20 protein-coding genes are annotated in these 24,257 nt (G+C 72.3%); 11 read left to right on the forward strand and 9 right to left on the reverse strand.

From position 1 onward, the window contains the following. Window positions 1-7 precede the first annotated feature (7 nt). From HNR67_RS29930 to HNR67_RS29965, 8 genes are all read left to right on the forward strand, one after another. On the forward strand, window positions 8-1,378 hold the full coding sequence (locus HNR67_RS29930) for an FAD-dependent oxidoreductase (protein WP_185005523.1): 1,371 nt from the start codon (window positions 8-10) through the stop codon (window positions 1,376-1,378). 221 nt (window positions 1,379-1,599) lie between these two features. Continuing rightward, complete coding sequence (locus HNR67_RS29935; protein ID WP_185005524.1) at window positions 1,600-2,760, forward strand: serine hydrolase domain-containing protein; 1,161 nt, start codon at window positions 1,600-1,602, stop codon at window positions 2,758-2,760. A 168-nt stretch (window positions 2,761-2,928) separates the two neighbouring features. Then, complete coding sequence (locus HNR67_RS29940; protein WP_185005525.1) at window positions 2,929-6,108, forward strand: AfsR/SARP family transcriptional regulator; 3,180 nt, start codon at window positions 2,929-2,931, stop codon at window positions 6,106-6,108. Window positions 6,109-6,280: 172 nt separating this feature from the next. Then, complete coding sequence (locus HNR67_RS29945) at window positions 6,281-7,378, forward strand: HesA/MoeB/ThiF family protein (protein ID WP_185005526.1); 1,098 nt, start codon at window positions 6,281-6,283, stop codon at window positions 7,376-7,378. A gap of 54 nt (window positions 7,379-7,432) precedes the next feature. Further along, complete coding sequence (locus tag HNR67_RS46425; protein WP_185005527.1) at window positions 7,433-9,421, forward strand: tetratricopeptide repeat protein; 1,989 nt, start codon at window positions 7,433-7,435, stop codon at window positions 9,419-9,421. 67 nt (window positions 9,422-9,488) lie between these two features. Beyond that, entirely contained in the window at window positions 9,489-10,271 is a 783-nt protein-coding gene (locus HNR67_RS29955) for a DUF899 family protein (protein WP_185005528.1), read from the forward strand. An 89-nt stretch (window positions 10,272-10,360) separates the two neighbouring features. Beyond that, window positions 10,361-11,308, forward strand: coding sequence for a hypothetical protein (locus tag HNR67_RS29960; protein ID WP_185005529.1), 948 nt, complete (start codon window positions 10,361-10,363; stop codon window positions 11,306-11,308). Between the two features lie 37 nt (window positions 11,309-11,345). Next, complete coding sequence (locus tag HNR67_RS29965; protein ID WP_185005530.1) at window positions 11,346-12,056, forward strand: hypothetical protein; 711 nt, start codon at window positions 11,346-11,348, stop codon at window positions 12,054-12,056. Here the strand turns inward: HNR67_RS29965 and HNR67_RS29970 are convergent. Beyond that, a complete protein-coding gene (locus HNR67_RS29970; RefSeq protein WP_185005531.1) occupies window positions 11,947-13,914 on the reverse strand; it encodes an NACHT domain-containing protein in 1,968 nt (655 codons plus the stop codon). The two genes, HNR67_RS29965 and HNR67_RS29970, sit on opposite strands and share 110 nt — an antisense overlap. 36 nt (window positions 13,915-13,950) lie before the next feature. Continuing rightward, the gene (locus HNR67_RS29975) at window positions 13,951-14,142 is read right to left on the reverse strand and encodes a hypothetical protein (RefSeq protein ID WP_185005532.1); all 192 of its coding nucleotides are present in this window, start codon (window positions 14,140-14,142) and stop codon (window positions 13,951-13,953) included. Window positions 14,143-14,293: 151 nt separating this feature from the next. On the opposite strand from HNR67_RS29975, the gene HNR67_RS29980 reads away from it, so the two are divergent. Further along, window positions 14,294-15,052 (forward strand): carboxymuconolactone decarboxylase family protein, encoded by a 759-nt coding sequence (locus HNR67_RS29980; RefSeq protein ID WP_312988327.1) that lies wholly within the window; start codon window positions 14,294-14,296, stop codon window positions 15,050-15,052. A gap of 46 nt (window positions 15,053-15,098) precedes the next feature. Here HNR67_RS29980 and HNR67_RS45890 read toward each other — a convergent pair whose 3' ends face one another. The 5 genes from HNR67_RS45890 to HNR67_RS30000 form a co-directional block, all read right to left on the reverse strand. Further along, the gene (locus HNR67_RS45890) at window positions 15,099-15,227 is read right to left on the reverse strand and encodes a hypothetical protein (RefSeq protein ID WP_281403259.1); all 129 of its coding nucleotides are present in this window, start codon (window positions 15,225-15,227) and stop codon (window positions 15,099-15,101) included. A gap of 292 nt (window positions 15,228-15,519) precedes the next feature. After that, window positions 15,520-16,416 carry an alpha/beta fold hydrolase gene (locus HNR67_RS29985; protein WP_185005533.1) on the reverse strand — a complete coding sequence of 299 codons (897 nt, stop codon included), beginning with the start codon at window positions 16,414-16,416 and terminating at the stop codon, window positions 15,520-15,522. An 11-nt stretch (window positions 16,417-16,427) separates the two neighbouring features. Further along, on the reverse strand, window positions 16,428-17,855 hold the full coding sequence (locus HNR67_RS29990; RefSeq protein ID WP_185005534.1) for an amidase: 1,428 nt from the start codon (window positions 17,853-17,855) through the stop codon (window positions 16,428-16,430). Next, window positions 17,852-18,421 (reverse strand): TetR/AcrR family transcriptional regulator, encoded by a 570-nt coding sequence (locus HNR67_RS29995; protein ID WP_185005535.1) that lies wholly within the window; start codon window positions 18,419-18,421, stop codon window positions 17,852-17,854. The genes HNR67_RS29990 and HNR67_RS29995 overlap by 4 nt, the downstream gene beginning before the upstream one ends. Window positions 18,422-18,482: 61 nt before the next feature. After that, complete coding sequence (locus HNR67_RS30000; protein WP_185005536.1) at window positions 18,483-19,874, reverse strand: amino acid permease; 1,392 nt, start codon at window positions 19,872-19,874, stop codon at window positions 18,483-18,485. Between the two features lie 155 nt (window positions 19,875-20,029). Here HNR67_RS30000 and HNR67_RS30005 point away from each other — a divergent pair, with 155 nt between their 5' ends. Continuing rightward, window positions 20,030-20,413: a glycine cleavage system protein H gene (locus HNR67_RS30005; RefSeq protein ID WP_185005537.1), complete on the forward strand. Its 384-nt coding sequence runs from the start codon at window positions 20,030-20,032 to the stop codon at window positions 20,411-20,413. Between the two features lie 27 nt (window positions 20,414-20,440). Here the strand turns inward: HNR67_RS30005 and HNR67_RS30010 are convergent, their stop codons facing one another. Beyond that, window positions 20,441-20,725, reverse strand: a complete 285-nt coding sequence (locus HNR67_RS30010) for a DUF3040 domain-containing protein (protein WP_185005538.1) — start codon at window positions 20,723-20,725, stop codon at window positions 20,441-20,443. A 148-nt stretch (window positions 20,726-20,873) separates the two neighbouring features. On the opposite strand from HNR67_RS30010, the gene HNR67_RS30015 reads away from it, so the two are divergent. Next, entirely contained in the window at window positions 20,874-21,413 is a 540-nt protein-coding gene (locus tag HNR67_RS30015; RefSeq protein WP_185005539.1) for a DUF2017 family protein, read from the forward strand. Here the strand turns inward: HNR67_RS30015 and HNR67_RS30020 are convergent. Next, window positions 21,406-24,228 carry a helix-turn-helix transcriptional regulator gene (locus tag HNR67_RS30020; protein WP_185005540.1) on the reverse strand — a complete coding sequence of 941 codons (2,823 nt, stop codon included), beginning with the start codon at window positions 24,226-24,228 and terminating at the stop codon, window positions 21,406-21,408. The two genes, HNR67_RS30015 and HNR67_RS30020, sit on opposite strands and share 8 nt — an antisense overlap. Window positions 24,229-24,257: the final 29 nt, after the last annotated feature.

Below are 24,257 nucleotides of genomic sequence, written 5' to 3' on the forward strand. Positions count from 1 at the left end.
GACAGTCGTGCTGCAGCACTCCGCGATTCTCGGCGGCGGGATGGGTGGGATGCTGGCCGCGTTCGCCCTCGCACCGCATGCCGAGGCAGTCACCGTAGTCGAGCAGGACGCCTTCGCCGGGGAGCCGGTGCCGCGCCGGGGCGCGCCGCAGGCCAGGCACACGCACGCACTGGTCTCCGGTGGGGCCAGGGCGATGGAGGCGCTGGTGCCCGGGGTGCTGGCGGAGCTGGCCGCGGCCGGGGCACAGCACATCAACCTGCCGGGGCGCTATCTCGGACTGGCCTCGCGGGGCTGGTTCCCGCGTTACGCCGGGCGGCAGTTCATCCTCGGGTGCAGCCGGGAACTGCTGGAGTCCACGTTGCGCGGGCGGTTGCGCGAGCTGCCCAACGTGACCGTGCTGGGCCGGACCGAAGTTGTTGGCCTGCAAGGGAGTCCGGCCGGGATCACCGGGGTGCGCACCGGGTCGGCGCCGTTGACCGCGGAGCTGGTGGTGGATGCCACCGGGCGCCGCTCCCGCGCGCCGCGCTGGCTGACCGAGCTGGGCTTCCCGCCGGTACGTGAGTCCATTGTGGACCCCGGGATCTTCTACGCCACCAGGGTGTTCCGGGCGCCGGTGGACGCAGGCCCGGAGTTCCCCGCGGTCACCCTGCAGTCGAGTCCGCGGCGGGAACCCGGGGTGCGGCGCAACGGGACGCTGCTGCCGATCGAGGACGGGCTGTGGATGATCACCCTCTCCGGCGGGCCGGGCAGCAGGCCGGGCACGGACGCCGAGGGATTCCGGGCCTTCGCCGCGCTGCTGCCGCATCCGGTGCTGGCCGAGCTGATCGAGGCGGCCACCCCGGTCGGCACGCCATTCGGGTTCCGCGCCGACGCCAACCGGCGGCGGCACTTCGAGCGGCTTCGCCCGTGCCCCAACGGTTTTGTCGCCCTCGGCGACGCGTACGCCACCTTCAACCCGGTGTACGGGCACGGCATGTCCGCCGCCGCGCTGTCCGCACTCGCCCTGCGCACCGAGTTCGAGCGCCGCCGCAAGCCGGGAACCCTTCGCCTGCAACGCGCCGTGGCCGGGGCGGCGGCGAACGCCTGGGACATGGCCACCGGTCAGGACGCCCGCTACCCGGGCACCGCCGGTCCGGGTCCCGGCCGCTTCGACGGGATCATCGACCGGCTCGGCGACTGGATCTCGGCCAGCAGCGGCCGCAGCAGGCTGGTCACCGACATCCGGGCCGACATCTTCGCGCTCACCGCCCCGCCCAGCCGGATGCGCAGTCCCCGGGTGCTCTGGCAGGCCGTGCGCGGCGGTGACAACGGCCCCGCCCTGCCGGACCCGCCGTTCACCGCGGCCGAACGGCGGGTGCTGGGCGTCCGGCCGCGGTGAGGATTTGACTGTGCCGCAGCGGCACGGTTTTCCCGGTCGCCCATGAGAAGCAAGAACCTCGCCCTGCTGGTCCCGGCGGTCGTGGCGGGTCTGTTCGCCGGTGCTGATCGGGCCGCCCGACCAGAGCCTGCCCGGCATGCCGCTGCCGGGAACTCCCGGGGACGCGGTCACGTTGTCCGACTGACCGTATCAACCAACCAGTTGGATACCTGGAGGCAGTCATGACCGAGGTGCACGGGACCGTCGCCGCGGGCTACGAGCAGGTCAGGGCCGCGTTCACGGCGGCTCAGGCGCACGACCCCGGTGGCGCGCAACTGGCCGTGTACCGGCATGGCGAGCCGGTGGTGGACCTGTGGGCGACGCCGTTCGAGGCGGACACGATCGGCGTCACCATGTCCTGTTCCAAGGGCCTGGTCGCCACCATGGCGCACCTGCTGAGCGAACGCGGTCAGCTCGACCTGGCCGCCCCGGTGGCCCGGTACTGGCCGGAGTTCGCGGCCAACGGCAAGGAGCAGGTCACCGTCACCCACCTGCTCACCCACCAGGCCGGGCTGCCCGGGTTCCCGCCGGAGCGGCTGGGCGCGATCGAGGACCTCCTCGACTGGCGGCACTGCACCGGCATGCTCGCCGGGGCCGCCCCGCTCTGGACCCCCGGCACCGCCTTCGCCTACCACGCCGCGACCTACGGCTACCTGCTCGGCGAGGTCATCCGCCGGATCACCGGACTGACCGTCGGTCAGTACTTCGCCAAGGAGATCGCCGAACCGCTCGGGCTGGACCTGTGGATCGGCCTGCCGGAAAGCCAGGAACACCGGGTCATCCCCCAGTACAGCACCGCCGCCGAGCCCAGTGCCGCCGAACTGCGCGCGGGCATGGCCGCCTTCGGCATCGACCCGGACGCACCGCTGGCGCACACCATGCTGGTCAACGCCGAACGCGGCGCCGGGGCCAACGAGTTGCTGAACTCCCGCGCCGGGCACGCCGCGGAGATCCCGGCTGGCAACGGCATCGGCACCGCCCGCGCGCTGGCCAGGATGTACGCGGCCACCATCGGCGAGGTGGACGGAATCCGTTTGTTGCAGCGGGAAACCGTGGACCGGGCCCGCACCCCGCACACCGACGGGCTGGGTCAGCCCGCCCCGTTCGACCGCCTGCCACAGCCGCACCCGCTGCGCTTCGGCCTGGGCTACGAACTCACCCGCACCGGCTCCCCCATGCTCGGGGCGGGCTCCTTCGGGCACGCGGGCGCGGGCGGACGGCTGGGCTTCGCACATCCGGAGAGCGGGCTGGCGGTCGGTTACACCTGCGCCAACATGGCCTGGCGGTACGCCGAGGGCCCGGAAGCCCGCTGGCTGCCCTGGCTGGCCGCACTCGCGCACTGAAACCGGATACATCGATCGGTCGACGCGTCCACTGAGGACAGCCTGTCCTCAGTGGATCCGTTGACCTGCGCGGACATTCCTCAGCACAACCCCGCACACCCCTGGTATCGATCATGCGGCCCGTGCCAGACTCGCCCCTTCATCGGCGGTCCAGGGAGGGGACGCGGATTGGAGATCCGGATCCTGGGGGAGATCGGTATCCACGGGCCAGAGGGCCAGATTCGGCTGGAACGGATGGCCGAGCGCGGGGTGCTCGCCGCGCTCGCGCTCTGTCCGGGCGAGTGGGTGAACGCGCACACCCTGGCCGAGCACATCTGGCCCGCCGGGCCGCCACCGAGTGCGGCGGCCAGCCTGGGCAAGTACGTGGAACGGGTGCGCACCGCGATCCAGACCGCGGGCGGGGACAAGAACTGGTTGCGCACCAGGGGTGTCGGCTCCGCGCACACCGACCGGGCGCGGGCCTACCGGCTCGACGTGGACCCGCTGCTGGTCGATCACCACCGCTCCGCCCATCACGCCAAGCTCGCCAGGACCGCCGCCGGGCGCGGCGAGCACGAGAAAGCGATTGCCGAGTACCAGGCCGCACTCGGGCTCTGGCGCGGCGAACCACTCAGCCCGGTCACCGGGACCTGGGTGGAGGGGCAGCGGTTCATGCTCGCCCAGGAACGGCTGCGGATGCACACCGAACTGCTCGCCGAACAGTTGCACGCCGGCGATTTCCCCACCGTGGCCAGCAATGTCACCCGGCTGCTCAACGAGTGCACACCCACCGACGAGCTGATCATGATCGGCCTGCGCGCACTGGCCTGGTGCGGGCGGCACACCGCGATCCGCGAGTTCCTGGACTTCGCCACCCAGCGGATGCGCGCGGCCTGCGCGGCTGAGCCCGGTCCCGGCGTGCGCGAACTGGCCAGGCACTTGCTGGCCAACCCGCCCAGGATCGCCGAACCGGTGCCTGCGCCACCGGAGTCCTTCGCCGAGGCCACCGCGGTGGTGGCCGCGCTCCCACCGGACGTGCTCAGCTTCACCGGCCGCACCAGGGAACTGCGGGAACTGACCCAGGCGGTGCTGCGGGCGGCCGAGGGCGGCACCAGGATCATCGCGGTGGACGGCATGCCCGGCGTAGGCAAGACCACCCTGGCCGTGCATGCCGCGCACCAGCTCGCGTCCCGTTTCCCGGACGGCCAGTTCTTCTTGCAGCTCAACGCTTTCACTCTCGGCCAGCGCCCGCTGGACCCGGCCGACGGGCTGATCGACCTGCTGGTCGCCATCGGCGTCCCTGCCCGCGGCATCCCGTCCTCCTGCCAGGCGCGGGCCACGCTTTGGCGGCGTCGTACCCACGGCAAGCGACTGCTGCTGTTGCTCGACGACGCCGCCGGGCACGAACAGATCTGGCCGCTGTTGCCAGGTAGCCCCGGCTGTTTCGTGCTGATCACCAGCCGCCGCAGACTGGGCGCGCTGGAACACCTGCGGTCACTGGAACTGGCCAAGATGCCCCCGGCCGACGCCGCCGAGCTGTTCCTCACCCTGGCCGGGGAACAACACCGCACCGCCGCCACCGACGTGGCCGACCTGGTGGCCCGCTGCGACTTCCTGCCCCTGGCCATCCGGCTGGCCGCCGGGCGGCTGCGGCACCACCCGCGCTGGAGCGTGCGGCACCTGGTCGACCTGCTGGCCTGCAAACAGCACCGGCTCAGTGAGATCCGTGCCGAGAAGCTGTGCATCACCGCCGCCTTCGAGCTGTCCTACCAGGGCCTGTCCGAGGACCAGCAACGCCTGTTCCAGCAACTCGGCGAACACCCCGGCACCGAGATCGACGCCTACGGCGCGGCCGCGCTGGCCGGCACCGACTTGGCCACCGCGGGCCAGGGCCTGGAGGACCTCTACGACGACCACCTGCTCACCGAGACCGCGCCCGGCCGCTACGGCCTGCACGACCTGTTGCAGGAGTACGCCCGGATGCTGTCCCCACCGGACCGGCGGCAACAACGGCGGGAAGCCCTCGGCCGCCTGCTGAGCTACTACCTGCACACCACCATCGCCGCCACCGCGCAGATCCTGGTCGCCGCCCCGGTCACCGAGGCCGCCGAACCCGAGCACCCGCCAGCGCACCGCCCCACCATCACCGGCGCCAACGCGCTGGCCTGGCTGGACAGCGAACGTTGCAACCTGGCCGCCTGCGTGCTCACCCCGGTGCCACCCGAACACGCCGGACTGATCACCGCACTGGCCACCGCCCTGCACCCGTACCTGCGCCGCCGCGGCAACTGGCAGCAGTCCTCCGTGCTCAACCAGACCGCGCTCGCGGTGGCCCGGCGCACCGGCGACCGCCGCGGCGAGGCCAACGCGCTCAGCATCCTGGGCAACGTCGCCCGCCTCGACGGCGACAACCTCGCCGCCACCGGCCACCTCACCCAGGCCCTCGCGCTGTACCGGGAACTCGACGACCTGGCCGGACAGGCGGGCACGCTCAACGAACTCGGCGTGGTGCAGTACCTGGTCTGCGACCTGGCCGCGGCCACCACCAACCTGTACGAGGCCGCCGAGCACTACCGCACCGTTGGCAACACCCTCGGCCAGGCGCACGCGCTCAACGACCTCGGCTGGACCCGCTTCCTCGACGGCGACAACTGCTGTGCCGGCGGCAACCTGGCCGACGCGCTGACCTTCTACCGCCGCCTGGGCAACATCCTCGGCCAGGCCAACACCCTGCGCGACGCCGCCCTGATGCGTGCCCTCTCCGGCGACCACACCGGCGCCCGCTTCGACATCGCCGAAGCCCTCACCTACTACCGCGCCCTCGGCGACGAACTCGGCGAGGCGGGCGCGCTCAACCACTCCTGCCTGGTCCGCATCAACACCGGCGAGCTGACCGAGGCCGCCAAGGACGTCACCCGCTCGCTGGCCCAGTCCCGTGCCCTCGGCGATGTGCTCGGCCAGGCCAACGCGCTCAACTCCATGGGCTACCTGCACAGCCTCACCGGCGACCGGGCAGGCGCGGCGCGTGACCTCACCGCCGCGCTGGCCCTGTACCGGCACATGCGCAACCCACTGGGCGCGGCGGTCACGCTGTGGCGGCTGGCCGCGGTCCGGCTGGCCCAGGACCGGGTCGAGGAGGCCCGGTCGCTGTACTCGCGCTCGCTGGAACTGGGCCAGCAGATGGCCGCGCCCTCGGTGCTGGCCGAGGCCGGGGCCGGGCTGGGGCGGTGCCTGGTGCGGTTGCACAAGGTGGAGGAGGGGCGGGAGCACCTGCGCAGGGCGCTGTCGATCTACGCGCTGATCCGGTGGCCGCAGGCCAGGCGAGTGGCCGCGGAACTGGCCGAACTGGATCGAATTTTGCCGTCCTGACCAGCCCTTTTACCGAGCTGTCCTGGATCTTGTCCGGAGTGCTGTCCGCACCCGTCGGCGAACCTTGCCACGTTCACACGAGGAGGGGTGCGGCCATGGTGGAGATCCGCCGGATCACCAAGAAGATCTTCTGCGATCGCGACGAGCAGGGTTGACCAGGAGAGGGGGACCCGTGCTGCGACCGCGGGTGAAGTGCGAGCACCGGCCGGTCCGCCGCGCCGACGGCCTGGTGCGCATTGGCGGCGCGGTGACCGGGATCGCGGCCGAACTGCCCGATCCGGACGGTTCGGTGTGGACGTTGCTGGCGGCCATGGACGGGGGCCGCACGATGGACGAGGTGGTCGCGGAGGTGGTGCGGTGCTGTCCACACCGGACCGCCGCGGACGTGCGGCTGGCCATCCGGCAGCTCGCCGCGGCCGGGCACCTGGAGGAGGCCGACGAGTCGGTGCCGCACGGGCTCACCGACCGGGAGCGGGAGCGGTACGGGCGGGGGCGGGCGTTGTTCCGGTGGATGGACCTGACCCCGCGGATCTCGGCCTGGGACGCCCAGTTGCGGTTGCGGCAGTCCAGGGTGGTGCTGGTCGGACTGGGCGGGGTGGGCTGCACGGCGGCGCTGGCGCTGGCCGGTTCCGGGGTCGGGCACCTGCACTGCGTGGAACCGGACGTGGTCGAGCTGTCCAACCTGAACCGGCAGGCGCTCTACACCGAGGCGGACATCGGCCACCCCAAGGTCGAGGTCGCGCTGACCCGGTTACGGGCGCACAACTCCGACATCACGGTGACCGGCGAACGCACCCGGATCACCGGACCGACCGCCCTGCTCGAACTGGCGGGCCGGGCCGACCTACTGGTACTGGCCGCGGACGAACCGGCCGAGATCCGCTCCTGGGCCAACCGCGCCTGCCTGGCCACCGGCACCGCGTGGACGCACGGCGGCTACCACGGTCCCCAGGTCAGTTTCGGCGTCTACCGACCGGACGGCGGGCCCTGTCACGACTGCGCCATGACCGCCCGGCGTTGCCGCGACGCCACCCACCCGTGGACGCCACTGCCCGTCGGCCCCCAGGTGCACGCGGCCAACGCGGTGTCGGCCGGGCTGGCCGGGCAGTTCGTCGCGCATGCCGCGCTGAGCCTGCTCACCGGGGTGCCCGCGCTGACGGTGAACCGGCGGTACGCGCTGAACCTGGTCACCCTGGAACACACCGCGCTGCCAGGGCCGCGACGGCGTCGGCCGGACTGCCCGGCGTGCGGGAACGGGGGAATCCGCTGAGCCAAGCGGGTGTTCCCGGCTGCTGACCCCCGCGGCCGGGAACACACTGCCAGGGTGGGGTCGAACGAGGTCAGTGGCCGGGTGGGCGGCCACGTCGTGCAGGCGGGCACCATCAACCAGGTGGTGCTCGGCCCCGCCGCCGAGCTGCCCGTCCCCCGCCAGCTGCCGCCCTCGGTCCGGGATTTCACCGGCCGCGCCGGGCCCCTGGCCACCCTGGACGCGCTGCTGCCCGAACCGGCCGGTGCCACCGTGATCGCCGTGCTGGCCGGCACCGCGGGCGTCGGCAAGACCACCCTGGCCGTGCACTGGGCACACCGGGTGCAGGCACGATTCCCGGACGGCACCCTGTACGCCAATCTCCGGGGTCACGGATCCAGCTCGCCACTGGACCCCCGGCAAGTGCTCGGCTGGTTCCTGGGCGCACTGGGGCTGCCGGACGCGCGGATCGCGGCCGAGCTGGACAGCCTGACCGCGTTGTACCGGTCGATGCTGGCCGGGCGGCGGGTGCTGATCCTGCTGGACAACGCGGGCAGCGCCGGGCAGGTCCGGCCGCTGCTGCCCGGCGCACCCGGCTGCCTGGTGCTGGTGACCAGCCGGGCCGCGCTGTCCGACCTGGTCATCGGCGAGGCCGCGGTGCCGGTCACCCTCGATCTGCCCTCGGCGGAGGAGGCCGCGCGACTGGCCGGGCGGTTACTCGGTCCCGTTGCGCCGCAAGGGATCGCGGACCTGGTCCGGGTGTGCGCGCGGTTGCCGCTGGCGCTGCGGGTGGCCGCGAGCCGGGTGCGCCGCCGGGGTGTGCTGACCGCGGCGATCGAGGAGATCCGGCGTGATCAACAGAGCGGGGTGCGCACCGTGTTCGACTGGTCCTACCGCCAGCTCACCGCCGAGCAGGCCCGGCTGTTCCGCCGCCTCGGCCTGCACCCCGGCCCGGAGATCAGCGTGCCCGCGGCCGCCGCACTGGCCGCGCTCGACCTGACCACCACCCACCGGCTGCTGGACGAACTGGCCGAGATGCACCTGGTCGAACCGTTGGGCGCCAAGCGTTTTCACCTGCACGACCTGCTGCGCGCGCACGCCGCCGAGGTCGCCGAAGCCGAGGATCCGCCGGCCGACCGCGAGCAGGCCGTACGGGCGCTGCTGGAGTTCTACGCCCAGGTCTCGGCCACCGCGGACCAGTTGCTCTTCCCCGGTTTTCCCTTCCTGCCCAAGGATTTCACCGCCACCGGGATACCGCTGACCGACCCGGCCCAGGCGCTGGCCTGGTGCACGACCGAACGCGCCAACCTGTTCGCCGCCCTGCGCCTGGCCGCCGACCTCGGCGAACACCGCCTCACCACATACCTGGCCTCCACCAGCCGCTTCCGCCTGCGCCTGCCCCGCGATGTGCTGCCCGAACACCTCGAAGCCCTCTCCCTGGGCCTCCAGGCCGCCCCGGAACCCGCCGCCGAGGCGCTGCTGCGGCTGTGGCGGGCGGCCACCTGCCGGCTGCTGGGTCACTGGCCGCGGGCACAGGCCGATCTGGACCGGCTGCTGGCGCTGGCCGGGCAACTGGACAGCGTGCGCTGGCGGGCCTCGGCACTGTGCGAACTCGGCCTGGGCTGCCTGGAACAACAGCGGTTCGCCGCCGCCCGCGAGCACTACACCGCCGCGTTGCCGCTGGCCAGGAGCACCGGCAACCTGCGCCAGGAGGCCGTGGCCGAGGGCAACCTCAGCACCATCTGCACCCGCCTCGGCGAGTTCGAGGAGGCCCTCGGGCACGCCGAACGCGAACTGGACCTGCGCCGCGAAGCCGGTGACCGCTCCGGGCAGGCCTGGGCCTGGCTGGACGCGGCGCTGGCCTGGCAGGGGCTCGGCGAGCACGACACCGCGGTCCAGCTGTGCCAGGAGGCGATCCAGGGCTACCGGGAACTGGGCCGCGGCGGCGAGCCACTGGCGATGTGCCTGGAGACCCTGGCGGTGTCCTTGGCGCACAACGGTGATCCGGCCCAAGCCGCACGTTGCCGGGCCGAGGCGGCGGAGATCCGGGCCGAGTCGGGGCTGTAGCGATGAGTTCCGGCCGCGGCCCGGGTCAGTCCTGGTGACCGTCGAAGCAGACCGCACGGAGGACACCATGACGACCACTCCAGAGAACCCGGCCACCGAGCTGCCCGGCCGCCCGCCCATCGTCGACCAGGCCACCTGGCAGGCCGCCAGGGACGAGCTGCTGGTCAGGGAGAAGGCGCACACCCGCGCGGGCGACGCGCTGGCCGCGGCCCGCCGCCGGCTGCCGATGGTGGAACTGGACGGCACGGTCGAGGTCATCGGTCCCGACGGCCCGGTCCCGTTCCTGGAGCTGTTCCAGGGCCGCCCGGAACTCGTGGTCTACCAGCACATGTGGCATGACGGCGCGCCACACCAGGGGCAGTGCGAGGGCTGCACCACCACCGCCTGGCACCTGCAGGACGCCTCCTACCTCAACGCCCGCGGTGTCTCCTTCGCCATCCTGACCGAGGGGCGCTGGGCCGAGGTGGCCGCCTTCGTGGAGTTCATGGGCTACACCCAGCCCTGGTACTCGGTGCGCGGCCTGGCGGGGCCGGTGGGCGGCGAGATGGGTTACCTGGTGTGCTTCCTGCGCGTGGGCGACCGGGTTTTCCGCACCTACTCCTGCACCGCCCGCGGCAACGAGACGGTCAACTCCGCCCTCGGCCTGCTCGACCTGACCCCCTACGGCCGCGGCGAGAAGTGGGAGGACAACCCGGAAGGCTGGCCCGAGGGCGGCCACTCCTGCTGGTCCTGGCGCACCGACGCCGACGGCAACGCCACCTGGGGCCCGACCGGCCGTCCGGTGCCGCAGTGGACCCGCCCCGGCGCGAGCCCGGTGGAAACCCTCGGTCGGCAGGGTCACTGCCACTGACACCACCGGTAACCTCCGAACAGGGCAGGAGGAACCTCGGCGAGAGGATCACTGAGATTCACGCGACGGCTGGCTTGGCGCGGGCGGGGGTGATCGCCGATCTCGGCGCCCTGCTCCGGTGGACCAGGTTCGCCGGGCGCATCCCCCGGGTGCCCGGCCGCGCCGCCGAGTACGCCCGCCAGTACGACCTCGTCATCGCACCGATTGTCGAGTCCACTGTGGAGGGTGCGCGGCGGGAGCGGATCGGCCGGGCGCTCAAGGCGGCCAGCGTGAAGCTCGGGTTCCTGCTCGGCGGGTACGCGGCCATGGCCGGGCTGCCGCTGCGCAGTGACCTCGCCGCCCTCAGCGGGGCGGTGACCAGGGCCTACGACGACCTGATCGACGATTTCGGCAGCCCAGAGCTGGACCGCCGGCTGGACGAGCTGTTCCACGGCCGGGACTTCCAGCCCGCCGGGGAGCTGGAACGGCTCTTCCACGGGCTCTTCCGCGAGGTCGAGCGGCGGCTCGGCCGGGACCGGGACGATCCGATCTTCACCGCGTTGCGCGGGCTGCACGGCTGCCAGGTCCGGTCCCGGCTGCGCCAGGGCGATCCGGCCATCCCGGCCGAGGAGCTGGCCGCGATCACCGCTGGCAAGGGCGGGTTCGGCACCGTGGTGCTGTTCGCGCTGGTCCGGCCGGGAATGCCGGAACGCGAGCTGGCGCTGGTGCACGAGCTGGGCGGGGTGCTGCAACAGCTCGACGACTACCAGGACGTCGAACTCGACCGGCGGGCCGGCGTGGTCACCGCCGCCACCCGGGACGGCCTGAGCCTGCCCCAGGTCTGCGCCGGACTGCGTGCGCTGGCGCCCCGGCTGCACGCGCACTACGGCCGGGTGCGCCCGCTGTACGCGGTGGTCTACGCCTATCTGTGGGCCTCCTTCCTGCGCCGCCACCTGCCCGGCCTTGGCAGTGGTGGCGGCACTCCGCGCGGGCCGCTGGGTTTCCTGTTGCGGCCAGGCGACAACCTGGTGCAACAGGCAGTCCACCGGCGGCGATGACTTGTCCAGGGGCACTCGGGTGGAGGAAGGTGGTGCGGTGGCCGCGCGAAGCTCCCACGACCGCGACCTGCCGCGTCCCGACCTGGTGACGCCGCTGGTGGCCCGGTCGAACGTGCTCGCCCGCGGCCTGAGCGCGCCGCGCGAGCCCGCCTTCGGTACCGCGCACACCCAGACGCTGTGGCTGGTGCTGGCCGCGCTGGCGGTGCTGGCCCTTGGCCAGTGGGCGGTGCTGCCGCCACTGCGCGGGCCGGTCACCGCGGCCGGGGTGGCCCTGGCCGTGTACGCCGCCGCCCGCACCGGCTACCTGGTCTGGCTGGAACGGCGGCAACTCGCCTTCGAGCCGGTGTGGCTGGCCGAACGCTCGGCCTGGCTGCGCGACGGCGAGTTCGAGATCCTCCGCTGCCTGGTCGACGGCAGGCCCAGCCAGCTCACCGAGGTCGAACTCGACCAGGCCGACTGGATACAACTCGACTTCACCCACCCACCAGCCGGTATCGAGCGAATCCGGTTACGTGCCAAGGATGTCCGCGTCGAGACCCGCCCCGGCGGCATGCCGACGGTCCGTTTCCCGGAGGCCCGCTACGGGTTGCAGCCCTCGGCCCGGACCACGTTCTGGCGGCTGGGCGCCAGCGCGGTGCTCACTCTCGCCCGGCCAGCCGATCCCGCAGCAGCTCGTGGCGGAACTGGTAACTCGCCCCGGCCAGCCGCAACACACCCAGCCGGTGCGCGTCGTCCAGGAACCGCATAAGCCGCAACGGAGTCCGCCCGCGCAGCCAGAACCACACCCGGGTGGTCCGGAACCGCCCGGCCGCACTGGTGGCCATCACGGTCAGCCCCAGCCCACCGGCCCCCACCACCGCGCCGGCCCCGGCCCCCAGCAACCCGATCAGCACCGGACTGCTGACCGGCACCGCAAGTCCCAACCCGGCCACCCCCACCACACCGGCCAGGAATCCCCCGGTCAAACACCCCAGCACGGCACCCAGCCCCGCCGCGTACACCGCCGAGAGCCGATCCCCACGCAACACACTCGCCGGCGTGACCGCCTCCGCCGGTTCGGTCGGCTCGGTGAACCGCCGCACCACCCCGAAAGCCAGCCCGAAGACCAGGCCGATCACCAGCCCGTACACCCCGCCGTACACCACCCCCACCGCGATCCCCCCGGCGATCGCGCCCACCAGCCCGAAAACCAGATCCCGCCCCAACTCGTGCCGCCGCAACAACCGCGGCACGAACCGCCGCGGCGCTTCGGCCCGCAACAGTCCCAGCAACGCCCCACCCCCGGCGCCGATCGCCAGTCCCAGCAACGCCCCCAGCCCCGGCCGCCCGAACAACCCCAGCAACAGCAACCCCAACGGCGTCGCCGCCAAGCCACCCACCAGCGCGCCGCTGACCAGGAACACCGCCCGCGGCACCCGTAACCACAACCGCCACCAGTCCAGTTCCCGCTCGCCCGTGCGGGCCAGGAAGGACAGCCACCGCTCGGCCTTGACCGGATCCCACCGCCCCACCGGATCCACCTCGTTGGACAGTGGTGACGGCGGCCGGGTCGCGAAGGCCTGACTGGTGAACTCATCCAGCAATCGGGCCTGCACCCCCTCCGCACTGGCCAGGGCCAGCAGGTCGCCCGGATCCGTCCCCGGGTCGCGGTAGGCGGTGCGCGCCAACGACACCATCAACGGCGTCCGCAACGCCCGCGCCAACGGATCCGCCGCCGGGTCCACCAACCGGTCCAGCACCGGCTCCCACAGTTCCAGCCGGGCCCGCGGCGTCGAGTCCAGCAGGTACCCCGCGATCGCCTCCTCGGCCAACGGCAACAACTCCACCACCTGGGACTCCCGCACCGCCCCACCCGCGTTGGCCGCCGCGAACTCCGCACTCCGGCAGGTCAGCACCAACGGCTCCTGCTGCCCAAGGTCCTTGTCCAACGCCCGCAAAGCCACCTCCCGCAGTTCAACGGGAAGCTCGTCCAACCCATCCAGCACCGGCAGAATCCGCCCCAGCCCCAACAGATCCCGAGCCGCCGTCGTGCCGAACCGCGACTCATTCCCCAGGAACGGATAGGCCGAGACCAACGACCGCAACAACCACGCGTCCAGGTTCTCCGCCGGATGCCACCCGGACACCTGCAACAACACCGGCGTCCGCCCAGGATCCCCCCGCCGCAACAACTCCAGGATCAACAGCAGGCAGAACCCCGTCTTCCCCGCCCCCGGCTCCCCCACCACCACCAAACGCCGCGGCGCGTCCGCGAACCCGGAAATCAACTCCGCCAGGTCAACCGACCCCGCCTCCCCCAACCCCCGGCACCGCACCGGCAACCGATCCCCATCCTCCAACATCCGCCGCCGAGCCTCCGCCCCCCACTGCCGCCGCACCTCGAACGCGAGCGCGTCCGCGGCGGACTGGAGTTGTTCGGGCGTGCTGGGCTGGCCGCCCGCGCGCCAGCGGGTGGCGACCAGGAGTTGTGCCACGGCGGCACCACCGGAGAGCAGGGTGAGCAGGGTGGTCGCGTTGGACGCGCCGTACCGAACCCACATCACGGTGAGGCCCAGTACCAGCACACCCCATACGGCCGTTTGGGCGAGCGTCGCGCGTCGGGTCACGAGTCCATTCAACCCTCGCGGTATGTGCGCGGGGGGTTACATTCCGTCAACTATTGCCCGGATCGCCAGCGCGGCGCGCGGTTGTGCCAAGGCCCGCTGAGCCTTGCCCTGCCGACGGGCGAACGCGCGCAGCAGGTCGTGGCACCGGTACCGGTTGCGCCGGAACTCCTCCAGCAGGTGTGCCGAGACCAACTCGCGCAACGCCACCCGAGCCTGTGCCGCGGTCATCCCGGCCAGCGATCACCTTGCGCAGCAACGCGATCGCCTCCTCCGGCGAGAACATGCCCAGCGACAGATGCTCGGTGTCCAGCCCCAGTGCCAGTAGGAAGCGTTCCAGGACGTCAGCGGGGGCAATCTTGGTGTTGTCCAGGTCGAAGCCGTGCAGGTTGGCGTAGAGGTGGCCGTCGGGGAAGCCCTCGCGGTGCCGGGCACCGAATTGCCGATGCCGGGCCGCTCCGGCCTCCCCCGCATCCACCCATGGTCCCGCCTCGGGCGCGCGGTGCACATGTCCGGACAACAACCGGTCCGCCTGGCAGGATCGGCGCTCATGGGTGACTACCAACAGGGCCTGGAACTGCTCCGGCGACTGGGCGGCACGGACAACCCCGCCGTGCTCGACCTGTTCGCCGCCGTGCGGGCCACCGACTTCGGCGCCGACGCGGTCGCCTACGTCTACGGCGGCCTCTACCAGCGCCCCGGCCTCACCCTGCCGCAACGTCAGCTGATCACCGTCAGCGCGCTGGCCGCGCTGGGCTACGCCACCGCCCAGCTTCGCTTCCACCTCACCGCGGCGCTCAACCTCGGCTGCCCGGCCAGCCACCTGCGGGACAGCCTGGACCTGGTCACCGGCACCTTCGGCACGCCGCCGGTCACCGCCGACCTCACCCCGGCCCCGGACGAGCCGCCGCTGGACCACCAGACCCGGCTGCTCACCCTGCTGGCGGCCTATACCGCGACGGGTGGAATCGCGCCGCAGGTCGATGAACAGCTCCGGGAGCTGTGTGGAATCGGCGCCGAGCGGGCCGCGTTGGAGACCATTCTGCATATCTCCGTCTACGCCGGTTTCCCGGCCGCACTCAATGCCCTGACACGATATCAGGAAATCGCCGCGACCAACCGGAGCAGGGCCGGAAGATAACGGCCCACCCCCAATAACAGACGGGTCGTTATCTTCCGGAGTCAACTCAGGTGCGGGCGGTGAAGCCGACCGAACCCGCCGCACGCACGCCACCGGCCAGGATCGCACCGGCCAGGGCAGTCAGTCTGCCGATCGCTCTCGACCAGCGGGAGCGGGTACGCGGCTTGCCGTTCATCGAATACTCTCCTCGATGGGCGAAAGCCCAGACAACCTCCCCCAGAAAAGCGCGGGGTGATCTACGACCGGCGACATCGATAACGATATACGGGTAGAGGTCGATCGGGAAATACTCCGAATCAGCTAACCGGACGGCGTTCGACAACGCGATATTCGGGAAAGGGACTACCGGGAAGGGATTTTCGGGCACTGGGGGCGCTTCGTCACCGGGTGGGCGGCGTGGTGACGGGCACGGTCCTCGAGCAAGCAACATCACTCCGAACGGGGCGGCGGGGCAGGTGGGCCGGGATTCAGCGGACCTCCGTCACGGCGTCGACCACCTCCAGCACGGCCTCCCGCACGGCGGCGGGGCACTCCTGCGGGATGAGGTGGCCAGCCTGCTCGACGATCACGGCTTTTCCCTTGGGCGCCAAGGACATCAGCTCGGTCGCGAGCTGGTTCAGCGCCGGGCGGACGGTGGCCATCCCACGGTCGATCCGCCCGGCCTGCAGGCAGATCGTGGGCACCGCGGGGGTACCGACCTCTTGAAGTCGGCGCAGCACCTGGAGTGCGGGCAGGATCTGCCTGGCCTCGCGGCCTCCCGCGCGCATCGCCCTGCCGCACGCGTAGTCGCGGCGGATGATCTCCAGGTCGGACTGGCTGATCTCCGCGGCGGTGCCGTGGGGCAGGGAGAGTCGCATGATCAGGCGGCTGCCGCCGAGGCCGGCCAGCACCGACATGAGCTGGAAGGTACGGCGAATCCGCCCGGCCTGATCCTCGGGGATGATCCCGGCGAGGGTGGCGTCGACGAAGACCAGGCCGGCCACCCGGTCCGGGTGCCGGTCGGCGAAGAGCCGGGCGATGGGGCCGCCCCAGCTGTGGCCGACCAGGACGACCGGATCGGTCTCGGCCAGCACGTCGAGCAGGTCGGTGAGGTCGTCCACGAGGCGTTCGAGGGTGCGGTCCGCCGGGTCGAGGTCGCTGCCGCCGTAGCCCGCGCGGTCGTAGGACAGGGTCCGGTGCCGGGTGCTGATCTCGCGCTGGGTGTGCACCCAGGACGCGGCCGGCGCGCTCATCCCGGCCTCGAAGACGACCAGCGGGCCGGGGCCCTCGCCCGCTGTGACGGTGCGGATCCGGCGGCCGTCGGGCAGTACGACCCGGTGTTCGGTGAGGCCCGGTCCGGGGTCCAGGGCGCGTTCCGGTGACATGGCGCGGCCTTTCACTGGTGCCAGCAGGGCGGGTGGACGTCCGCCCACGGGGACGCGTCCTCGAGCTGGGCGGCCAGGGCGAGCAGTTCGACGTCCTGGCGCTGCCTGCCAACGAGCTGCACCCCGTGCGGCAGGCCGTCACCGTCCACATGGGACGGAAGAGAGATCGCGGGCTGGCCGGTGAGGTTCACCCATGGCGTGTAACAGGACCAGCCGAGCATCAGGTCCGCCTCGCCGTCGACCCCGTTGGCGAAGTAGTGGCCGATCGGGACCGGCGGACCATTGGTGGTGGGGGTCAGCGCGAGATCGAACTCGTCGAGTCCGGCCAGGAACGTGCTGGCGTAGCGGGCGAGCACGGTCTGGGCGGTCACCACCTCGGCCGCGGTCATCGTCTCGGCGGCGGTGATCAGGTGCTGGGTGTAGGGCTGGAACAGGTGCCGCCGATCCGCGGCCACCAGGGTCGGGGCCATGGTGCCGACCGCGTAGACGAACAGGTCCTTGAGCGCCTGCCGCACCGGCCCGTCGCAACCGGCCGGGATCGCGATCTCGTGCACCTCGTGGCCGAGTTCGCCGAGCAGGCCGGCCGTGCGCTGCACCGCCAGCACGGACTGCGGATGCGGGGTCACGCCGTCGAGTCCGGTCCCGGTCCACATCGCGATCTTGCGCGGCCGGGCGAGCGGACGGGTCGCGGCGCTGGCGAAGCTGGTCTCCGGCCGCCAGCCGTACAGGTCCCCCGGCCACGGTCGCGCCAGCACGTCCAGCAACATCGCCGCGTCCCGCACCGTGCGGGCGATCGGCCCTTCGATGACCGTGCTGAAGAAGGAACTCGCCGGCGCCGGACTCACCAGGCCCCGGCTGGGTTTCACCCCGACCAGGTGACAGGTCGCCGCCGGAGTGCGGGTCGAACCCGCTCCGTCACCGGCATGGGCCACCGGCAACAGTCCGGCGGCGACCGCGGCGGCCGCGCCACCGCTGGAGCCGCTGGCGTAGCGGCCCTGGTCATAGGGGGTGACCGCGGGTCGCGCGGTCACGTCGTTCTCGGTGTAGCAGGCCGCGCCGAACTCCGGGGTGTTCGTCTTGCCCATGATCACCGCGCCGGCCTGCCGGAGCAGCCCGACCGCCCAGGCGTCCTCGGTCGGCACGTACTCGGCCAGCGCGGCCGAACCGAAGGTGGTCCGGATGCCCGCGGTCGGGTAGAGGTCCTTCAACCCCAGCGGCAGCCCGCACAGCGGCGACCACTCGCCCCGCGCCAGCCGCTCGTCCGCGCGGGCGGCGTCCGCCATGGCGATTTCCGGGGTGACGGTGACGAAGGCGCCGAGTCCGGCGTCCAGCCGGTCGATGCGGTCCAGGTAGTGCTCGGTGAGTTCGCGGGAGCTGATCTCGCCCGCACGCAGGGCGTCCAGCTGGGCCACCGCGGACAGCTCGTGCGGCTCGGTCATGGCGTCTCGGCCTTGCCGGTGAGCAGGTAGTGCGCGGTGCGGGTGAGCGTGTCCAGGTACTCGGGGCTGAAGCTCGCGCGCCCGATCAGCCTGCGGTGCATCAGCGATCCCTCGATCACGTCCGCGACCAGGTCCGCGTCGGGCTCCCCCTCGATCTCACCCCGTTCCACCGCCCTGGCCAGCGCGTGCTGTAGCGGCTGGATGCGCACCGAGGCCATCGAGAGGAACGTGGCCTCGGCGCCGTCGCGCAGCTCGCCCAGCAGCCCGACCAGACCGTCGATCCACGGGGAGGACCAGACCGCGGCCAGGTCGTCGACGTAGGCCCGCAGGTCGGCGCGCAGGGAGCCCGCGTTGAACTCGCGCACCGGCGGCAGGTTCGCGGCCAGCGCGTCGGTGGCCAGCTCGGCCTTTCCGGCCCACCGGCGGTACACATCGGTCCGGTGCGCCTCCGCCTGGGTCGCGACCTGGCTCATGGTCAGGGCGTCATAGCCCTTGCTGATCAGCAGCGCCCACGCCGCCGACAGCAACCGCTGCTCGAGATCAAGATCCCGTGGCCGACCAGCCATCACGCCCGCACACCCCCATTACGCTACGACTTGTAGCGGAAACGGTAAGGGTCGCGGCGCGTCAGGTCAACCGGGCGCGCCGGCGGACCACTCGCCAGCCCAGCCACAGGGCCAGCGCGACCACCGGGATCGAGTACACAGCGTAGCGCTCCACCCCGTCACTGAAGGCCATGAACCCGAGCAGGAAACCCAGGAACGCCAACGTGATCCACCCCGAGTACGGCGCACCGGGCATCCGGTACAGCGGCCTGCGGACCTCCCCGCGCAGGGCCGCCCGCCGCAGCCGGAGCTGGCACCACAGCAGCGTGCCCCAGGTGGAGATCACGCCCAACGAGGCGATGGCGACGGCCAGGTCGAAGGCCTGCTGCGGGACGAGGTAGTTGAGCAGCACGCCGATGCCGAAGGTGGCGCCGGTGAACAGGATGCCGCCGACCGGGACCTGAGTGCCGGAGAGCCTGGCGGTGAATCGCGGGGCTTCGCCTTGCTGGGCAAGGGATCGCAGGATGCGGCCGGTGGAGTACAGGCCGGAGTTGCAGGAGGACAGGGCGGCGGTGAGCACGACCGCGTTCATCACGTCGCCGATGATCGGCACGCCCAGGCGGGAGAAGACGGTGACGAACGGGCTTTCCGCGCCGGAGTAGGCGGTCCAGGGCAGGACCATGACCAGCAGCAGCACCGAGCCGACGTAGAACACGCTGATCCGCCAGACCACGCCGTTGATCGCCCTGGGCAGGACGGTGGCCGGGCTGGCGGTCTCCCCCGCGGTGATGCCGACCAACTCGATCGCGGAGTAGGCGAAGATCACCGACTGCATGGTGAGCAGGACCGCGCCCAGGCCGAACGGGAACAGGCCGCCGTGCCCGGTCAGGTTGGCCACCCCGGCGGTCATTCCACCACCCATGTCGGCGCCGTTGATCACCAGTGCGGCGCCGACCGCCAGGAAGATCAGGATGGCCAGCACCTTGATGATCGCGAACCAGAACTCCAGCTCGCCGAACAGTTTCACCGACACCAGGTTCACTACCAGCAGGAAGGCCAATGCTACTAATGCAGTCACCCATTGCGGTACTTCTGGCAACCAGCGATTGAGGTAGATCGCCACCGCGGTGATCTCCGCGATCCCGGTCATCGCCCAGCTCGCCCAGTACAGCCAGCCGCTGGCGAACCCGGCCCACGGACCCACGAACTCCCGCGCGTAGGCCACGAAACTGGCCGCCACCGGGCGGTGCGTGACCAGCTCGCCCAGTGCCCGCATCACGAAGAAGGCCGCGATCCCGCACACCGCGTAGACCAGCACCAACGCCGGTCCGGACTGGCTGAGCGTACCGCCGGCGCCCAGGAAGAGGCCGACTCCGATGGCCCCGCCCAGGGCGATCATCTGCACCTGGCGGTTGCCGAGGGACTTGGCGTAGCCCTCGTCCTCGGCAGCCGCGGTGGCCCGCGCTGGCTCCATGGCAGTGACCCCTCCACTCGGCACGCCATGGCGGAGCGTCACCCCATTAACAATTCAACAACGTCGGTACGCTAGCGAAGGATGCGATGGACTTTCGGGCAAGATGGAGTCAGGGCAGGCAGCGTCGCCGACTCACCGGAGAAGAATTGGCCGACATGATCGTCAGCTTCGAAGGACTCCAGTTCACCGCCGATCACAACTGGGTTCGTATCGGCGGCGACACCGCGCGGATCGGGATCACCGCGTGTTTCGCCGAGCGGCTGACCGGGCTGTGCGAGGTGCGGCTGCCCCGCCTGGGCGAGCAGGTCCAGCACCTGGCCCCCTGCGGACTGCTGGCCACCAGCTACTGGACCGGCGACCTGTTCACCCCGGTGACCGGCACGGTGACCGGGGTCAACCAGCGGGTAATCGATGCGCCCGAACTCGTGCGCGCGGATCCCTACGGCGCGGGCTGGCTGTTCGAGGCCGATCTGGCCGACCAGCCTGCCCGGCTGCTGGACGGGCTGAGCTACCTGGAACTGACCAGTCAGTACACCTGAGCCCGAGCAGACTGTCCACAGTGGACTTTACCTGCGGTGCAACCGTTTCCAGGTGAACCAGGCCAGCACGCTCACGCTGATCACCGCACCCAGCACGATCAACTCGATCCAGGCCCCGGACACCCCGATCACCAGCACGGTCAGGCCCAGCGCGTACGCGCCGAGCACACCGAGCAGCGCCAGTACCGCCTGCCGGTTGCGCAGGGACGGCGAACTCAGCCCAAGGAACCGTTCCGCCAGCCGGGGATCCTCCTCGGCCAGCCGCCGCTCGATCTCGGCGAGTGCGCGTTGCTCGTGATCTCGTAGTGCCATCTCCGGCCTCCGCCCGTGTGCCCTCACGGGTACTACCTCGATCACCGCTCAGTATCCACCCGGATCAGCCGGTCGGGTAGCTCCCACGCCCTGCCGGGGGACACGAACCGGTACGCTGCATGATCCGGAGAGGATGGGGGTGGCGGCGGTGATCCGCTGGGCACGGGCCGGCACCCGGTTCGCCGGCCACGGTCAGCCACACCGGATCCGCTGGTTGCGCGCCCGGCTCGGCGAACTGGCCCAGCTCATCGACTGGCGCACCGCCCAGTACTCCACCGGCTACCCACTCGGCGCGTTGCTGGGCATGCCGTTGCCGCCGGAGTTGCCCAGCGAACCGGTGCTGGGCACGCTGTTGCGCGCGGCGCTGCTGGACCGGGACGATCCGGCCGAGATCCAGCTGTGGTGGGAGCCGGACTTCCTGGCCGAGCTGCGCGCCGGCATCACCACCACGCTGGACACCCTGGACGAGTCCACCGGGCTGATCTCGCTGCCCGCCGATCCGGCCTCGGTGCGCGGCTGGAGTTCGGTGCTGCTGCACCTGCGCATCGCCTACACCGCCACCTGGGCGCCCGAACTGCTCACCACCGGCGAGCTGCCGGACGCGCCCGCGGACCGGCAGCTGACCTACCAGCACGCGGCCTGGCTGTGGGACGCGGTGAACACACTGCACGCCTTCGCGGTCAACTGACCCCGCGGTGCAGGTGCGCCACCAGCGCGGAGCGGCGCGGCACGCCGAGCTTGCGGTAGACCCGGGCCAGGTGGGTCTCCACGGTGCGTTCGGACAGGAACAGCCGGGTGGCGATGGCCTTGTTGGTCAGCCCCTCCCCCGCCAGCGCGGCCACCTCGGACTCCCGCCGGGTCAGGTCGCCGGGTGCGCTGTGCGTGGGTCCGGGGCCGGTCGGGACGCGGCGGAGGCCGAGGCGGCGCTGCTGCCGGGTGGTCTCCTTGAGCAGCAGTTCCGCGCCGGCGCCGGTGAACAGGGCGGCGGCGCGGTCGAGTTCGCCCAGCGCGCGTTCCCGGTGGCCTGCCTCGGCCAGGGCGATCCCGGTGAGCAGCCGGGACCGGCCGGTGTGCACCAGGTCGCCCGCGGTGTGGAAGCTGCGCGCGGCGGCGGTCGCGGTCTGCGCGGCGGCCCATCCCTCGGTCTCGGTCAGCTGCACCCTGGCGCGGGCCAGCAGCGCGAATCCCCAGCCACGCGGCCGGTTCTGCTCGGCGGTGGCCTCGGCGCGGGCGGCCCAGTCACGCGCCTCGATCAACGCGCCGCGGGCCAGTGCGGCCTCGGTCAGCGTCTCGTAGTGCTCGGGCCGGTAGGCGTGCAGCAGGCCGGGCAACCCCGGTCCGCCCAGGGCCTGGACCTCGGCGCGGAAGTCGGCGGCCTCGCCCAGGGCGAGCCGGGCGGCGGTGCGGCGGAACAGCACCCAGGCGCCGAGCTGGAAATCGCTGTCGTAGACATCGGGGTGCACCTCGGCGGCCTCGGCCCTGGCCGCCTCCACGCCGCCGCGCCAGCGGGCGATGGTCAGCAGCTCGGTCAGCCCGATCAGGTAAGGCGGCAGCGCGCCGACCAGCCGGGCCGCCTCGATCGCGTCCCGCACCGTGGTCGCGGCCTCCGGCAGCCTGCCCAGCGCGGACAGCGAGACCGCGCGCGGGGTGAGGAACTCGCAGATCAGCAGGTGCTGGTGGCGCTGCCGGGCCAGGTGCAGGCCGCGGTCGAGGTGGCGCACGGCGTCGGCGTGCCGGTCGTGGGTCTGCTCGGCCATGGCCACCCAGGTCAGCGTGTTCCACAGCGGCAGCACCTGGGCGTCGGGCAGTTTGTCCAGCGCGGTGGCGGCCATGTCCAGGTTGTCCCTGGCCTCCGCGCCGCCGTCGGGCGGGGCGAAGAGCACGGCCATCGCGCGGGCGGCGATCTGCAGGGACGGGTCCTTGCACCAGATCGCGGCGGCCCAGCCGAGCCGGGTGGCGGCCAGCGCGGACTGGTAGCCACCGCGGCGGAACTCGATCAGGCCCCTGGTCAGCCACAGCACCGCGCCGGCCGGGGTGTCGGTCATCGGGGCCCGGTCCAGTTCGCGGCGCACCAGGGTCTCGGAGTCGGCGAGCTGGCCGCGCCAGCGGTGCAGCAGCGCGCAGCGGCCGACCGCGGTCTGCCGCAGGTCGTCGTCGCCGGGGGTGCGGGCCAGGATGTCGTGCAGGACGGTGAGTGCCTCCTCGACGTCGCCGGTCAGCGCGATGCTGGTGGCGTAGCCCAGTTGCAGCCGCAGCCGGGGCAGGCCGGCGTCCTCCGGGGTGAGCCGGAGGGCGGCGCGGTGCAGGCTGGCCGCGGCGGCCGGGGCGTGCAGTTGCAGGTTCTCCGCGGCGCGGGTGAGCACCTCGATGGCGGAGGCGTCGCCGATCTCGCCGCAGCGGGCCAGGTGCGGGGCGAGCTGGACGGCCGGGGCGCCGCGCTCGCGCAGCAGGTCGGCGACCCTGCGGTGCGCGGTGGACTGCCAGAGCGGGCTGGCCGATTCGTACACCGCGGCCCGCAGCAGCGGATGCCGGAAGGTGACCACCCGCTCAGGACCGTTGGCGCGCAACAGGTCTGCCGCGATCAGCTGTTGCGCGGCGGCCAGGGTCTCGGCCAGGCCGAGTCCGGCGGCCGCGGCGACCAGGTCGGGTTCGATGGGTTCGCCGATCACCGCGGCGGCCTTGGCGACCAGGCGGACCTGTTCGGGCAGCCGGGTGAACTCGGCCAGCAGCGCGGTTTTCGCCGGGGCCGGGACCGCTTCGGCGAGCTGGTGCGGGTGCAGCGCCGCGGCCGGGGCGCGGGCCAGGGCCTCCAGGTAGAGCGGGTTGCCGCCGCTGGCCTGGTGCAGGGCGGCGGCGCGCAGGCCGCCGACGCCGGGTCCGAGCAGCCGCCGGGCCTCGGCCAGTTCGAGCGGACCAAGTTCGATCCGGCGGGAGCTGCCTGCCGGGACGGCGCGGGTGAGCACCGCGGCCACCGCGCTGGGCAGTTGGCGTGGCCGGTAGGCGGCGATGAGCAGCACCGGGGCGCGCGGTGGTTGCCGGAGCAGCTGGGCGAGCAGTTCGGCCGAGGCGGGGTCGCACCAGTGCACGTCGTCGAGCACCAGCACCAGGCCGCGGTGCTCGGCCAGCAGTTCCAGGGCCCTGATCACCGCGCGGTGCAGCACGAACCGTTCCGCGTCCAGGTCGAGGCCGTCGGTGTCGCGGCCGGCGCAGGCGGGGAAGACCGAGGCCAGCCGGGTGCGCAGGGCGGCGGGCAGCACGTGGTCGGCCAGCAGTGGGTCGAGGGCCTCGACGAACATGCCGAAGGCCGGTCGCGGCTCGAACTCCACCCCACGCCCCCAGCCGAGCAGTCGCCGCCCGGTCCGATCGCGCAGCTCCTCCAGCAGCCGGGTCTTGCCAAGGCCGGGTTCGCCCACCACCTCGGCCACGGTCAGCCCGCCCCCGGCCGGTTCGCCGAGCAGCCGGGTCAACTGCCGCAGCTGGGCCTCCCGGCCGACCAGTGGCATCCCGTTCCCCCTTGCCCAGTGCTTCCCCC

Source organism: Crossiella cryophila, assembly GCF_014204915.1.
GTDB lineage: Bacteria > Actinomycetota > Actinomycetes > Mycobacteriales > Pseudonocardiaceae > Crossiella > Crossiella cryophila.

Excerpts from the sequence above, each read along its gene's own strand:
- HNR67_RS29935 (WP_185005524.1), top strand. The coding sequence starts at position 1,600 with ATGACCGAGGTGCACGGGACCGTCGCCGCGGGCTACGAGCAGGTCAGG.
- HNR67_RS29955 (WP_185005528.1), top strand. The coding sequence starts at position 9,489 with ATGACGACCACTCCAGAGAACCCGGCCACCGAGCTGCCCGGCCGCCCG.
- HNR67_RS29975 (WP_185005532.1), bottom strand. The coding sequence starts at position 14,142 with ATGACCGCGGCACAGGCTCGGGTGGCGTTGCGCGAGTTGGTCTCGGCA.
- HNR67_RS45890 (WP_281403259.1), bottom strand. The coding sequence starts at position 15,227 with ATGAACGGCAAGCCGCGTACCCGCTCCCGCTGGTCGAGAGCGATCGGC.
- HNR67_RS29985 (WP_185005533.1), bottom strand. The coding sequence starts at position 16,416 with ATGTCACCGGAACGCGCCCTGGACCCCGGACCGGGCCTCACCGAACAC.
- HNR67_RS29990 (WP_185005534.1), bottom strand. The coding sequence starts at position 17,855 with ATGACCGAGCCGCACGAGCTGTCCGCGGTGGCCCAGCTGGACGCCCTG.
- HNR67_RS29995 (WP_185005535.1), bottom strand. The coding sequence starts at position 18,421 with ATGGCTGGTCGGCCACGGGATCTTGATCTCGAGCAGCGGTTGCTGTCG.
- HNR67_RS30000 (WP_185005536.1), bottom strand. The coding sequence starts at position 19,874 with ATGGAGCCAGCGCGGGCCACCGCGGCTGCCGAGGACGAGGGCTACGCC.
- HNR67_RS30005 (WP_185005537.1), top strand. The coding sequence starts at position 20,030 with ATGATCGTCAGCTTCGAAGGACTCCAGTTCACCGCCGATCACAACTGG.
- HNR67_RS30010 (WP_185005538.1), bottom strand. The coding sequence starts at position 20,725 with ATGGCACTACGAGATCACGAGCAACGCGCACTCGCCGAGATCGAGCGG.
- HNR67_RS30020 (WP_185005540.1), bottom strand. The coding sequence starts at position 24,228 with ATGCCACTGGTCGGCCGGGAGGCCCAGCTGCGGCAGTTGACCCGGCTG.